This is a genomic window from Flavobacterium beibuense, assembly GCF_004151245.1.
Lineage (GTDB): Bacteria > Bacteroidota > Bacteroidia > Flavobacteriales > Flavobacteriaceae > Flavobacterium > Flavobacterium beibuense_A.
Window position 1 is genome coordinate 185,840 of the sequence record NZ_JUIW01000003.1, and the last position, 13,638, is coordinate 199,477.

A 13,638-nucleotide genomic window follows, 5' to 3' on the forward strand; every position below is an offset into this window, starting at 1 on the left:
AAAATCCTGCCCACCGGCAGGATTTTTTTTGAAAAAAAACACGAAACTACTTAACTGCTACTTAACACTACTTAACTACCAGTTTCTTTACAATGCCTTCAGATGTTTTTACGATGTATATACCCGAAGCCATATTTGTTGTATCTATTTTTAATGCCTGTTTGGCACTATGTATCATTTTTCCGTTTAGGTCATAAACCTCAATATCAGCTGCACGGTTAAAGTATGCGGTGCCATCTACAGCAGGGTTAGGGAACACCACAAATGTTTTTGGTGCCTGTACAAAATCTCCTGTACCAAGGTTTTCGGTATTAACCTCATAGATACTTAATGTACCGCTAATCTCGTTAGCAATAATTACATATCCTTTACCGTCAGGGCTGTTATCCTCACTTATGTAAGTTATACCTTCCGGACCGTGATCACCTTCATAAGCTGTAAGGCTACGGCTGTTTTTGTAGTCTGTAAACTTAACATCAGCAGGATCTGTTACATCATAAACCATTACACCACCTACGCGCTCAAGGCCAACGAAAGCAAATGTTTTACCGTTTATCTGTGCTACAGTTACACCTTCAGGCTCAGGACCTTTAGCACGGCTTCTTCCTTTAATTCCGTTTTCTTCGCTATCAGAGTTAAACAAAGTGCTTATAGAAGCATCGGTAGAAGTATACATTTCAAAATCGTCTCCACTATCGTAAACAATTTCTTTAGTATCGGCATTAAAGATGGAGAACGAACGTGTACCAAGACAGAAGATCTGTTCGAACTCAGCATCCTCATCAAGATTACCATTAGCATTGGTAACTCTCATACGGCCGGCATTAAAGCTCTTTTTAAGCATTGCAGCCTGAGGGAAAATTGTAGCATCAAGGCTGTAACCGTTGTTGCCTATTGTTGTTCTTTCCTCAAAGTTGTCATATTCTTTCTCATCACCTTCGTTAGCGGTAATGATATAGTTTACACCGTTTACGTTGTAGTTAGCAACCGCATCCGGAATATAATATGCCTGTATTGGCCAGTTTGCGATAAGAACTTCACCATTGTTATCAGAGATGTCAAATCCGTTACCCGGCAGGCTCATATCTTTAGTTCCTAAAGACCATACATCAGCAATAGTATTGTTAGTAAGGTTTATTTCTGCAATAGCATTGTTTTCCTGTAGGGTAACCCATGCTTTTTGAGAATCGGCGCTTGAAGTGATATATTCAGGTTCAAAATCCTGAGAAAGTGTACTTCCTGCATATACTTTTCTTACTCCTGTAGCTAAAAGTGCAGCTTCCTGAGCATTGTAATCTGTAAAGTAAAGTGTTGTAACGTTAGCCTGTGCTACAGTTTCCACACCTCCTGAAATATCTATAATACTTACCGAACCCTCCGGGTCTACAGTGTAGTCACTTTTTGGCTGACCTTCGTTTGCTGTAAGTACTTTTGTTCCGTCCGGAGTGAAAGAAATATTATCCGGCAGGGCACCTACAGTAACCTGAGCGATAAATGTACCGTTAGTATCAAAGAATACCACGCTTCCGTCAAGATGCTCTTCAGCATTTGGAGATGCAACTGCTACAATACCATCGTGAACAGCTACACTGGTAACTCCGCCATACGTATTCATATTTATAGATGATACTACTGATGGTGCTGTAGGATCAGAGAAATCTACAATATCAAGGTAACCTGCAACAGCACTTGTAGTAAACAGTTTTTGAGTAGCAGGATCGTGAACTACGATTTCGCAAGTACTCTCGTTTGTTCCTGAAGGGTCAAAACTGCCAATGTAATCAAGCTCAATGCTGTGGTTAGGGGTAGGAGCCATTCTGTCGTTATCCTTAATATAGATCGTTGCAAAGCTGTCTCCGGTTATGTTTATACCTACAGGGTTTTCAAGGCTTAAAACAAAATACTCAGCAGCCTGTTCCTCTTCGTTGTCATCAATAATTGCAATAGCAATTGTTTGTGTAAGAGAACTTGTTCCGGTAAAGTTCAGGGTTTGTGTAGTAAGAGTAAAGTCATTAGCGTCTGCCGTACTGAACGGAGAAGCTTTAACCACAACGTCTAACGAAGCAGTAGCCGGACCTTCAAGATTAAGAATAAGGTTAAGTGTACCAGCATCTTCGTTTACTACTATAAAAGTCTCATCAAAAGAGATAAGTGTATTGTATGTAAAAGTATAGCTGTACTCACATGCCATTACTACAGCATTCTCATCTGTAATACCGTTAACAGTCAATGTATATTCCATACCTGCTTCAAAAGCTGTAGTATAAGTAAGTGTTACTACGTTTCCGTTTGCAACTGCTGTAGTAAGTCCGGTAATACCTGTATAGTTGGTTAATAATGCAGCACTTGTTGCATTAAGTTCGTTATTAAAAGTAAGTTCGATAGTTGTAGCATTAACTACAGCTACGTTTTGAACTGTTGGCGAACTAGGGAAGCCCCATGTTGGCCATTCCTGTGCAGGAGTACCTGCTGCAACACCTACCCAGTTAGCAGGGTTTAATATAGCAGCTTTAAGTTGAGAAGGAGTTCCTTCCTGAGTACCGTTGTAATATGCGTTTGCAGTATTGCCGTCAACGTTACCTGCAGCAGTACTAAGGTTAACAGAGCTTGTACCGTCAACTAATCCTAAAGGCAGCATAGAGTTGCTTCCGCCACACTCAGTATTTGCAGTTAGCCATGCGTTAGATGACATTGCAGTAATATAGTTAGGAGCTGTAGCTGTACCGGCATAAACAATAACCTGGTCACCCCCTGAGCTAAGTCCGAAATCACCACCAGTTACAGTACCTGTACTGGCAACAAGAGCACCTGTTTGTATAGAAATAACCGAACCTGCAGGTACACAGTTTGTAGCAGTCCAAACGATACCGTCTGTACATTGTGGTTGTAGGTTAGTAGTATATTTAGAATCGGTAAGCGTGATGAATGTACCCGGAGCGATATCAACAAAAGTAACCAGGGCAATTTGGTCTTCCGTTCCGCTAGCATTCATTCTGTAAGCTACAAAAGCCATATCTCCTGCTGTAAATGCAGTTTGTACTGATATAGTAGTAAATATAGCCGATTGTGTTTCGGTAATTGCATTGTCGCTCATATCTTCTATAGTGTTAGGAAGAAGGGCAACATAGTACTGCTGACTGTTTAAAAGAGCAACAGTTGGGGTAATTGTAATGGTGTTGTCTGCGAAAGTAGCATCAAAAGGAACAGCAGTTCCTGTAGCGTTGTCTAAACGAAGTTCTACTACTGCATCAATATTTGTATTAGTGATTGCTGTATTGTCAGCAAGCCTTACGTCTTCATTAAAAGAGATTGTAGGCAGTTGAGATACTAATATATTAATAGCTTCATTTGCCGGAGTAATTGTAGCAACCGGAGCGATTGGGTCACCACCGCCTATTACAGCACCTTCGGCTGTAAAGTTGTCAAAACGATTGTTACCGCCTGTACCGCCACCACCTTGCTCAAACTCAACTTTTAGTTTAAAGTTGGCATTGTTGTTTGCGGCTGTAATAGCTGTAAGATCCAGCGTTGCAAGCCCAGGATCGCCATTGTTAGGAGTTACTGTGGTTAAAAGGGTAAAGTTTGTACCATCGGTAGAGTAGTACCAGTTTTGAGTACCGGCACCTGAGCCCGAACGACGGGTAGCAAATTTTACCATGATATCTTCAAAACCTGTAGTAGGCAGGGCAAATACAAGGCCACCTCCTATAGGATCATTAAAACGTAAGTGTGAACCGGCAGCATCGCCGTTTTGTGCATTCAGGTTCTGAACGTCAAAGTTCTGTCCTGTACCGCCTGCAAAATCGATAATACTACCTGTTCCTGCATTAGCAGTGATTGATGAACCTGTTACATACGACTGAGACGGAGTAGTGATAGCTATTTCCGATGCATTGTCGTTAAAGTTCCAATAGTGGATAAGGGTTTGAGCTCCTGATAGCTGAGATACCAGTAAAATCCCTAAAACCAGCAAAAGTTTTGTGAAGTAATTTTTTGACATACGATTTTTTTGTGGTGTTTAATATTGCTGCAAAAATCTATGTCTCTTTTTACTTTACCATTAAATGTGGAATAATGAAGTATTAAGATATAACGATGTAGTGTTTGTAAATAGTAAAATTTATGTAAAGAAGGTAATGTTAAGGTTAACTACCGGAATATTTGGAGTTAAGGCATAAAAAAAGCGGCAACATTGTTACCGCCTTACTATTTGTGCTTGCTTGAATATTATATAGCATTTACTATGGCAAGGAAATCATCCGCTTTAAGAGATGCTCCACCTATAAGTCCGCCGTCTACATCAGGTTTAGAGAAAATCTCCTTAGCATTGTCCGGTTTCACGCTTCCTCCATAAAGGATAGAGGTGTTTTCAGCTACATCTGCACTTACATTTTCTTTAATAAGTGTTCTTATAAAGTTGTGCATTTCCTGTGCCTGCTCAGGAGAAGCAGTTTCACCTGTACCAATAGCCCAAACCGGTTCGTAAGCCAATACTACGTTTGGCCACTGGTTTTCGCTAATATGGAATAATCCTTCTTTTAACTGGCTTTCCACTACGTTAAAGTGGTTGCCGCTTTGCCTGTCGGCTAGTTCTTCGCCAAAACAAAAGATGATAGTAAGATTGTGCTTTAGAGCAGTATTTACCTTTTCGGCAAGTATACTGTTAGTTTCACCAAAGTAAGCTCTTCTTTCAGAGTGGCCTAATATAACGGTGTTTACTTTTATGCTTTTTAGCATGCTAACAGAAATTTCACCTGTATAAGCGCCGTTTTCTGCCTGATGCATATTTTGTGCTGCTACTATTACATTGCTTCCTGCTGTTTTGTTAACTGCACTTTCCAGGTTAACAAAAGTAGGTGCCACTACAATTTTAGCAGTAGGGTTTTGTGGTTTTTTAATTAAGATTTCGGTCAGTAAATCTTTAGTCTGCTGGCTGTCATTATTCATCTTCCAGTTTCCTGCAACAATCTGTTTTCTCATTATTTTAGTTGTTTTAGTGTCGCTATAAGTTGTTCGTCATCGGCTTCAATAGCTTTAAAAAGCGCTATTTTACCTTCTTTGTCCACTACCATGTAACGTGGAATCCAGTCCAGCTTTACAGCTTCGCTAAATGCTCCGCCTTTCCATTTAGAGCCTATAAGGTAATGTTCGCCTTTTACATTGTATTTGTCTATGCCAATTTTCCAGTCTTCTTCGGTTTTATCATACGAAAGGAATAGGTAAGTAACGTCGGGAAACTGATCCTGCAGGTCGTGTACTTTAGGCATTCCTTTTATACAGTCCGGACACCATGATGCCCATATATCAACTACAATTACTTTGCCTTTGTATTTTTCCAGTATTTCTTTAAAAGGAACTTCGGTACCATCAGCCGATTTCATATTATCCTCAAGAGCCTGTTCAGAAAATGTTGTTGGGGCAGGTCCGTCATTTTTTTCTCCACACGAAAAAAGCCCGAAAAAGATCAATGGTAATAACAGTATTTTTTTCATTTTTTAATTGTTAGAACAACAAATTTACAATAAGTAAAGCAACAAATATCGTTTAAAAACTAAATATTTAGCAGGAAAACTTAAGGAAAAACAATTATATCGTTTTCGTAAAACAGCAGTGTATCTAGCTTAACCTTATCTTAGGGTCAAGGTAGGCGTAAATGATATCTACCAGGATATTGATAATAACAAAAGTGGTGGCTATTACCAATACCGATCCCATTATAACAGGAAGGTCAAGGGTGTTTAGGGCTTCTACAACCTCTTTACCAAGTCCGTTCCAGCCAAAAATGTATTCCACAAAAACGGCTCCGGCAAGCATGGAAGCAAACCAACCCGAAATAGCAGTAACTACAGGGTTAAGCGAATTTTTAAGAGCATGTTTGCGGATGATGCGTATTTCACTCAATCCTTTTGCTCTTGCCGTACGGATGTAATCCTGACTCAATACTTCCAGCAGGGAGTTACGCATAAGCTGTATTACTACCCCAAGCGGACGTATACCCAATACTATGGCAGGCAGGATAAGGTTTTTCCATTTTATGTATTTGCCTTCGCCAAAGTCGTCTACTTCATAAAGGCTGCCCGTCATGTCGAGATGCGTATATTTATGTAACAGGAATCCGAATACCCAGGCAAATAATATGGCAGCAAAAAAGGAGGGAAGGCTCATGCCTAATGTACTTACCAAAGCAATAAGCCTGTCCAGCCAGGTGTCTTTATATAATGCCGATATTATACCCAGTATTATACCTATTATAATGGCTATTACAATGGCCGATATTGCCAGTACAACCGTGTTTGGTAGTGTATCACCTATAACCTGAGTAACCTTCTTTCCGTTTTTCTGGAAGCTTTCACGCAGGTAAGGCGCTTTTAGTACAGTTGTTGTACTGCCTATGGTAAAAAGCTTTACTGCACTATACTTGCCATCAGTAAGATGTGTATAATCATCCGGATTTGTACTGTGAAACGAAATAAACGACAGGTCGTTTAGGTAGTACAGGTATTGTTTAGAGATGGGTTGGTCAAACCCGTATTTCTTTTTGATAATGGCTATCTGCTCTGAGTTTTCGTTTTGATCGAGCATCAGTCGGGCAGGGTCGCCGGGTAATACCGTAAACAAAAAAAATATGACTGTAATCACACCAAAAAGTGTTAGCAGTGCATATCCTGTTTTGTATAAAAGGTATTTTATCAATGGGATGTTTTATTAAATGATTGAATAAAAGAGTATACCCATTTAAAAAAATAGTAGCCATAATTACTGCTAAGTATATAACCTATTGCTCTCATGAATATTCCATTAGCGGTAGTTATATCATGATTTGCAATAAAAACATGATATAGTCCCAAGCACATTGGTAAAAAACTTAAATATGTTCTGAACACCTTCATAAACTCTTATTTCTTTTTTAAGATGTCTTTAAAAGTTCTTACAAAAAAGATTACAGACAATACCATAGATGCTGCCAACAGTACCCATCCTAAAACAAGCATAATGGTGCTTAGTGTAGTTTCGGTAGAACCTTTTCTGGTTAGCATAAAGCCAAGCAGATAAAAGAAAGCGATTGCAAATAATGGGGCAGGTTTTCTTTTTGGTGCTTCCGGCTGGGTATTCTGATTGTTGTTTTCTTCCATAATTAGTTGCCTGAATAAGGTTGTTTGTATACTTCTTCCAGTTCGGCAGGTACAAACTTATTATCATTAATACCTTCCCATTCTTTAATAACGTTACCGTTCCACAGGTAGCTTACTCCCGGAGTATCTTTAGTATTGCCTATAGCATTCCAAAAGGCAACCACATCAAGAACTTTGTATGGGTATTCTGCACCTGCATATTTAAAGAAATCAGGAATCTTTTCAGGTTCTTCATCCATAAATATGATATACATTTCAGGGAAGTTTTCGTCTTTAGCCTTTAGCTCTGTAAGCTGTTTTGCAGCTTCCATGCAATGGTCGCAGCCAGGGGCAAAAAATGCCATGATTTTCTTTCCGTTATCAACCTCGGCAAAGTATTTAGAGTAAGCCGACTGTACTGGAGCAGGTCCGTCTGTATCTACAGCACCATTGCCTGTAGCCGTAGCTGGATTTTCTGTATCATATTGAGATGCTTTAATAGGAGCAAGCATAAATACCATAAGCACACTAGCTAAAGTAATAGTGGTAACTACCCAGAAGTTCTTTCTGTCAAACCCTTTAGGTAATAACCTGCTAAGCCATATAAGTAATGCTACGGCAATAACATTTTTAATGATTGCCTCAACTGGCGTCATTGGCAACAGTTCGCCAAAACAGCCACAGTTACCACCCGCACCGCTTAGGGTTTGTATGGTTAAGTGAACTATAAATACAACTAATAGTAAGATAGTACCCGGAATAACCAGTTTTTTAAGGAAATGCGACTGTAAAAGTAATAGTCCTAATGCCAGCTCGATACCAATAAGTATCCTGGAGAAGAAAACAGCAACCTCCGGCGTAAAGCCCATAGGGTAAAGCTGCTTAACCTCAAAGGTTGAGATAGCAAAATAAGGTGATGGGTACATTTTGGCTATTGCCGAAATTATGAACAAAAAGGCGACAATAAGCCTTAATAGTACAGGTAAAAATCTTTTTGTGCTTTCCATTGGATGTATAGTTTTCTCAAAAATAGGGGATATGTCCCCAGCTTTTGTTAATGAGATGTTATTGGTGGAACTTCATGTGTATCAGTGCAAATACCGCATAGTTTATCATATCCTGATAATTGGCGTCTATCCCTTCCGATACTATGGTTTTTCCTTTGTTATCCTCAATCTGTTTAACGCGAAGTATTTTTTGAAGTATAAGGTCGGTTAGCGAACTCACCCTCATATCACGCCATGCCTCGCCATAGTCATGGTTTTTAGCCTCCATAAGCTCTTTGGTAAGGGTAATCTTTTCGTCATACAGCCTTGTGGCTTCATCTACACTTAGATCGGGCTGCTCTGCAACGCCAAGTTCAATTTGTATAAGCGCCATAATGGAGTAGTTAATAATACCTACAAACTCAGGAGCTTCACCTTCGTCAACCCTGCGGGTTTCATTTTCCTGAAGGCTGCGTATGCGCTGTGCCTTAATAAAAATCTGGTCGGTTAGTGAAGGAAGGCGTAAAATGCGCCATGCACAGCCATAGTCCTTCATTTTGTTTGTATATAGCTGCCTGCAGTAGGCAATTACGTTATCATATTCCTGAGAAGTATTCCTCATTTCGGTGTATATTTGCTTGAAATTTTTTCAAATGTACTAAAAAGCACCCAACTCCCAAAGGCGCTTTTTTAATAATACGGCTAATTATGACCATTAACTGCAAAGGCACTCTTATAGACCTTACACAACCCAAAGTTATGGGGATACTTAACTGTACACCCGATTCTTTTTTTGACGGAGGGAAGTATAAAGCGGAAACCGAATTTATAAAACAGGCAGAGCGTATTTTAACCGAAGGTGCCGATTTTATTGATGTAGGAGCTTACTCAACCAAGCCTAATGCCGACTTTGTAAGCGAAGAAGAGGAACTGGCTAGAATGGTGCCTGCCGTTGAGCTGATACTGAAGCATTTTCCGGAAGCGATTATATCGGCAGATACATTTAGGGCAGCCGTTGTCAAAGCAGCTATTGAGGCCGGTGCTGCCATAGTGAATGATATTGCTGCCGGAGGCCTTGACGATAAGATGGTGCAAACGGTAGGGGAGCTTAAAGTACCTTACATAATGATGCACATGCGTGGTACGCCGCAAACCATGACAAAGCTTACTGACTATGAGGATATCGTAAAAGAAATGTTGCTGTATTTTTCTCAAAAAACAGCCGAAGCCCGTAGTTTTGGTATAGATGATATTATTATAGATCCCGGTTTTGGTTTTGCAAAAACACTGCAGCAAAACTATGAAGTGCTTAACAAAATGGAACTGTTTAAAATGACAGAACTCCCAATATTAGCGGGTGTATCCCGTAAATCGATGATCTATAAACTGCTTGGTATAACGCCACAGGAAGCACTTAACGGAACTACCGTATTAAATACCGTAGCACTAAGTAAGGGTGCCAATATTTTAAGGGTACACGATGTTAAGGAAGCGGTTGAGGCAGTAAAAATTATGATGAATTTTAAATTATAAATTTTAAATGAGGTTTCGCTTCATTCTTTACAAATGAAGATGCAGCTTGTCATCCCGACGCAGGAGGGATCTCAATTTAAAATCTAAAATTCAGAATTTAAAATAATGCCTCTTACTGATGATGATAAGGCTCATTCCTCAAAATGGTAAAGCCCCTGTAAAGCTGCTCGATAAAGAAAAGACGTACCATTTGGTGACTGAAGGTCATAGCCGAAAGTGATATTTTACCCTGTGCTTTAGCGTATACCGCCTGTGAGAATCCGTATGGGCCGCCAATAACATAAACCAGTGTTTTTACCCCTGAGTTCATCTTCTTTTGCAGTTCTTCTGAAAAACCAACACTGGAAAACGATTTTCCGTTTTCGTCAAGCAGAATTAGCTGATCGGTAGGGGAAAGCTTAGATAGTATCAGTTCACCTTCCTTTTCCTTTTGTTGCGCTTCGCTAAGGTTCTTTACGGTTTTTATGTCCGGTATAATTTCCAAATCAAACTTTACATAAAACGACAGCCTTTTTGTGTAATCGTCTATTAACGTTTGCAGGGCTTTGTTATCGGTTTTGCCTATAGCGAACAGTTTAATATTCATGCTTTTTAGAGTTGCAGCGTTTAGAGTTGCAAAGATACAAAGTTATATAGAAGCTGTCATTTCAACATTAGGAGAAATCTCTAATGTGCTTTTCAACAGCAGTTTTGTTTTCCTTTTTGATTCTTTTTAAGCTGAAATACTTCATTATAAAAATAAATGGAGTTGTAAATATATATGAGGTAATAATTACTAATGCAAAAGCAAGGGCTTCTCTGTCAGGAAAATTAGCATTCAAGACAGATCCTATTATTGCGGGGATAAAGAATAATAAACTATAAACAAAATTTAAGATTAATAAACCTAGAGCTATTATACTATTTTTTGATAGGATAAACTTTTTATTTCCAAAAACTAAAACAAAAGGTATAAACAGCACACATGCTCCATATATAACAGATTGTAAAATACAGATACCGCTATCGTCTGCCAAAAAAATGGTTAATCCAAGCAAAAATGTCTGTATAGCTGCAATACTATAAAACATTATAAGCCGCTTCCACGGATTGTAAGGTTTAGGTTGTAAAAATTCTTCTTCGCTTAATAAATCATTCATGCTGTAATAATCTGTTTTTGCTTCTTTTTACGAAGGTAAATTAAAATAGGCAGGCATAGTAAAAATGAGACGATTCCATAAAGAGTCATAAATAATACCCCCATAAATATTTTTTCATCAATGATAGAAGTTAAACTGTCTTTGTTCATACCATTTATAAACCCCATTGTTAATCGCCATAGTATAGAAAAGAAATAAGAGCAGTACACTCCCAGCATCACGGCTAATAAAATAGTCTTATATTGTGTTTTGTAGATATTCTTTTTTTTTCCGAAAGTAATTACAAAGGGTAACAGGAATATTGAGCCAATGCAAATGTATAAGGCAATGGTTGAAATGTTTAGAGTCATGTCCGGCTGTCCGAAAAAAAATAATATCATATTAAAAAGGAATACAATGCTTATTTCAATTCCATAGCACAGGAAGAACCATCTCCAGGGGTTATAGGCTTTAGGTTGTATAAATTCCTCTTCGTTAAGTAGGTTTTGCATTATATAGTTGCTTTTTTACGTTTATATTTTACAATAAATAGAATAATAAGTAATGAAACGGCTCCATAAATCATAAAAACTAATAACCCTGTAAAATCCTGACGTTTAAAAAAGTGTCCGGGTAGCAGTAGAGAAAAGTTATTTAACTTTAAAGCTTCTCCAAGCTTGATATGTAATGTAGTAAAAAACCAAGAGTTAAAAGCCATTAGTGTTACAGCAGTAATAAGCGTTGGGTAGTCGGTATGGTAAATAGTTTTGTTTTTTCCAAAAACCATTATGAATGGAGAAGTCATAATAAATACGAACATTGCTACAGAGGCAATTGATGTAATTCGATGAGGAATAATATTTACCAGATTTATTACAAGTCCCAAAAAAACAAACGCTATCCCGTAGTAGGTAATAAACCATTTCCACGGATTGTATTTTACTGGCTTGACAAAATCTTTTTCGTTAAGTAGGTTTTGCATTGGTGTGGTAAGTAAGGTTATAAAGCAAATATAGAAAATTACCCTTACGTTACCTCTGCAAACATTCGCTTCCCATTTCCAAAAAAAACCATTACTTTAGCGTTACTATAATAAATACTGATGATTTCGGATACTCAATTTCAAAAAGAACTCGATATAATTATTGCAAATGCCATAAGGGAAGACGTAGGTGACGGCGACCATAGTTCGCTGGCTTGTATACCCGCAACAGCTACAGGACGCGCTAAACTTTTAGTAAAGGACGAAGGCATACTTGCCGGGGTAGACTTTGCAAAACAGGTATTTGCCTATGTAGACCCAAACCTTGCAATAGAAGTGTTTTTACAGGATGGTACTCCCGTAAAATATGGCGATGTAGCTTTTCATGTTTCTGGTAGTTCGCAGTCTATCCTTAAAGCCGAAAGGCTTGTGCTTAACGCCATGCAGCGTATGAGTGCCATTGCAACAAAGACAAAAAAATATGTAGATATACTGGAAGGTACGGGTACAAAAGTATTGGATACCCGCAAGACCACTCCGGGAATACGCGCACTGGAAAAATGGGCCGTGAAAATAGGAGGGGGCGAAAACCACCGCTTTGCCCTGTATGATATGGTAATGCTTAAAGACAACCACATCGACTTTGCAGGTGGAATTACCCAGGCCATTACAAAAACAAACGAGTATCTTAAAGCTAATAATCTTGACCTTAAGATAATTGTTGAGGCACGTGATTTGGATGAGGTTCGCGAAATAATAGCAAACCCGGGTGTACACCGTATATTGCTTGATAATTTTGATTATGAGCAAACCAGAGAGGCCGTAGCGCTTATTGGCGATTACTGCCAAACCGAATCGTCGGGAGGTATAAACGAAAATACCATGCGCCATTATGCCGAGTGTGGTGTAGACTTTATATCATCGGGGGCGTTAACCCATTCAATCTATAATCTTGACTTAAGCTTAAAAGCCTTTTAATGTCACTAGAACTGGAACATAAACTGGAGCGCACGCCCGTTATAAAGTACCTGGTAAAGTTTGGTAAAAGTATCAAGCTGCCATGGGGGGAGGGGCTTACGCTGTATCACCTTACAGAGCTTTATATAACCGGTATTGTAAAAGGCGACGTGTCTTACCGTGCCGGTGCCATTGCATTCAGCTTTTTTATGTCGCTGTTTCCTTTTGCGCTGTTTATACTTAACCTTATACCTAAAATTCCGGTACAGGGCTTTCAGGCCGACTTTATGCAGTTTGTGCAGGAAAACGTTCCGCCCAATACTTTTTATGCCATAAAGGACATTCTGGACGATATTATGGAAAACAGTTACGGCAGCCTCCTTTCTACAGGTATCTTGCTGGCCATTCTACTGATGTCTAACGGAATGAACGCCATCCTTAGCGGATTTCAGTCGTCACTGCACATTACCATAAAACGCAGCTATTTCAGGCAGTATGCAGTTGCAATCGGGCTGTCGCTAATGCTGTCTGTAATATTACTGATCACTGTTGCGGCTATCGTTACATTACAGGTAATTATAGAGCAGCTTAAAAGCCGTGGCTTTTTAACCGATGATGTTATTTATTTAGAACTTGGCCGTTATGCTTTCCTTATCCTTATGGTATTAACAATTACTTCGTTGCTCTTTAAGTTTGCAGCTAAGGAGACGAAGGGTGCAGCATTCTTTAGCTATGGTTCGGTTTTTACCACTATACTGTTTGTAATAACGTCTTATGTATTCGGTATTTACGTGCTAAGGTTTGCGCAGTACAATAAACTATACGGATCAATTGGTACGCTTCTTGTACTTATGCTTTACATATGGATTAACTGTTTTATTTTGCTTTTAGGATTCGAATTAAATGCGTTAATTCATAAATTAAAACGGAAAAATTTATATATTTAACAA

The 13,638-nt window shown here is 38.9% G+C and carries 14 protein-coding genes; 3 read left to right on the forward strand and 11 right to left on the reverse strand.

Annotated features, from left to right (window positions below; all coding sequences use genetic code 11):
- Positions 1-67: 67 nt before the first annotated feature.
- The 7 genes from NU09_RS04810 to NU09_RS04840 form a co-directional block, all read right to left on the reverse strand.
- Positions 68-4,000, reverse strand: coding sequence for a choice-of-anchor I family protein (locus NU09_RS04810; protein WP_129750124.1), 3,933 nt, complete (start codon positions 3,998-4,000; stop codon positions 68-70).
- A gap of 227 nt (positions 4,001-4,227) precedes the next feature.
- Entirely contained in the window at positions 4,228-4,980 is a 753-nt protein-coding gene (gene tpiA / locus NU09_RS04815; protein ID WP_129750125.1) for a triose-phosphate isomerase, read from the reverse strand.
- Positions 4,980-5,492: a TlpA family protein disulfide reductase gene (locus tag NU09_RS04820; RefSeq protein WP_129750126.1), complete on the reverse strand. Its 513-nt coding sequence runs from the start codon at positions 5,490-5,492 to the stop codon at positions 4,980-4,982. The genes tpiA and NU09_RS04820 overlap by 1 nt, the downstream gene beginning before the upstream one ends.
- A gap of 124 nt (positions 5,493-5,616) precedes the next feature.
- On the reverse strand, positions 5,617-6,693 hold the full coding sequence (locus NU09_RS04825) for an ABC transporter permease (protein ID WP_129750127.1): 1,077 nt from the start codon (positions 6,691-6,693) through the stop codon (positions 5,617-5,619).
- A 203-nt stretch (positions 6,694-6,896) separates the two neighbouring features.
- Positions 6,897-7,133, reverse strand: coding sequence for a hypothetical protein (locus tag NU09_RS04830; protein WP_129750128.1), 237 nt, complete (start codon positions 7,131-7,133; stop codon positions 6,897-6,899).
- A 2-nt stretch (positions 7,134-7,135) separates the two neighbouring features.
- Positions 7,136-8,119, reverse strand: a complete 984-nt coding sequence (locus tag NU09_RS04835; protein ID WP_129750129.1) for a TlpA family protein disulfide reductase — start codon at positions 8,117-8,119, stop codon at positions 7,136-7,138.
- A gap of 58 nt (positions 8,120-8,177) precedes the next feature.
- Positions 8,178-8,720, reverse strand: a complete 543-nt coding sequence (locus NU09_RS04840) for a DUF1599 domain-containing protein (RefSeq protein ID WP_129750130.1) — start codon at positions 8,718-8,720, stop codon at positions 8,178-8,180.
- An 86-nt stretch (positions 8,721-8,806) separates the two neighbouring features.
- Between NU09_RS04840 and folP the strand changes: the two genes are divergently transcribed.
- Positions 8,807-9,631 (forward strand): dihydropteroate synthase, encoded by an 825-nt coding sequence (gene folP, locus NU09_RS04845; RefSeq protein WP_129750131.1) that lies wholly within the window; start codon positions 8,807-8,809, stop codon positions 9,629-9,631.
- 112 nt (positions 9,632-9,743) lie between these two features.
- Here folP and rlmH read toward each other — a convergent pair whose 3' ends face one another.
- From rlmH to NU09_RS04865, 4 genes are all read right to left on the reverse strand, one after another.
- Complete coding sequence (gene rlmH / locus NU09_RS04850; protein WP_129750132.1) at positions 9,744-10,217, reverse strand: 23S rRNA (pseudouridine(1915)-N(3))-methyltransferase RlmH; 474 nt, start codon at positions 10,215-10,217, stop codon at positions 9,744-9,746.
- Positions 10,218-10,284: 67 nt separating this feature from the next.
- Positions 10,285-10,770, reverse strand: a complete 486-nt coding sequence (locus NU09_RS04855; RefSeq protein ID WP_129750133.1) for a hypothetical protein — start codon at positions 10,768-10,770, stop codon at positions 10,285-10,287.
- Positions 10,767-11,261, reverse strand: a complete 495-nt coding sequence (locus NU09_RS04860; RefSeq protein ID WP_129750134.1) for a hypothetical protein — start codon at positions 11,259-11,261, stop codon at positions 10,767-10,769. The genes NU09_RS04855 and NU09_RS04860 overlap by 4 nt, the downstream gene beginning before the upstream one ends.
- On the reverse strand, positions 11,261-11,731 hold the full coding sequence (locus NU09_RS04865; protein WP_129750135.1) for a hypothetical protein: 471 nt from the start codon (positions 11,729-11,731) through the stop codon (positions 11,261-11,263). The genes NU09_RS04860 and NU09_RS04865 overlap by 1 nt, the downstream gene beginning before the upstream one ends.
- A 120-nt stretch (positions 11,732-11,851) precedes the next feature.
- Between NU09_RS04865 and nadC the strand changes: the two genes are divergently transcribed.
- Together nadC and NU09_RS04875 are read left to right on the forward strand one after the other, a co-directional pair.
- Positions 11,852-12,709 carry a carboxylating nicotinate-nucleotide diphosphorylase gene (gene nadC, locus NU09_RS04870; protein ID WP_129750136.1) on the forward strand — a complete coding sequence of 286 codons (858 nt, stop codon included), beginning with the start codon at positions 11,852-11,854 and terminating at the stop codon, positions 12,707-12,709.
- Positions 12,709-13,635: a YihY/virulence factor BrkB family protein gene (locus NU09_RS04875; protein ID WP_129750137.1), complete on the forward strand. Its 927-nt coding sequence runs from the start codon at positions 12,709-12,711 to the stop codon at positions 13,633-13,635. The genes nadC and NU09_RS04875 overlap by 1 nt, the downstream gene beginning before the upstream one ends.
- Positions 13,636-13,638 lie beyond the last annotated feature (3 nt).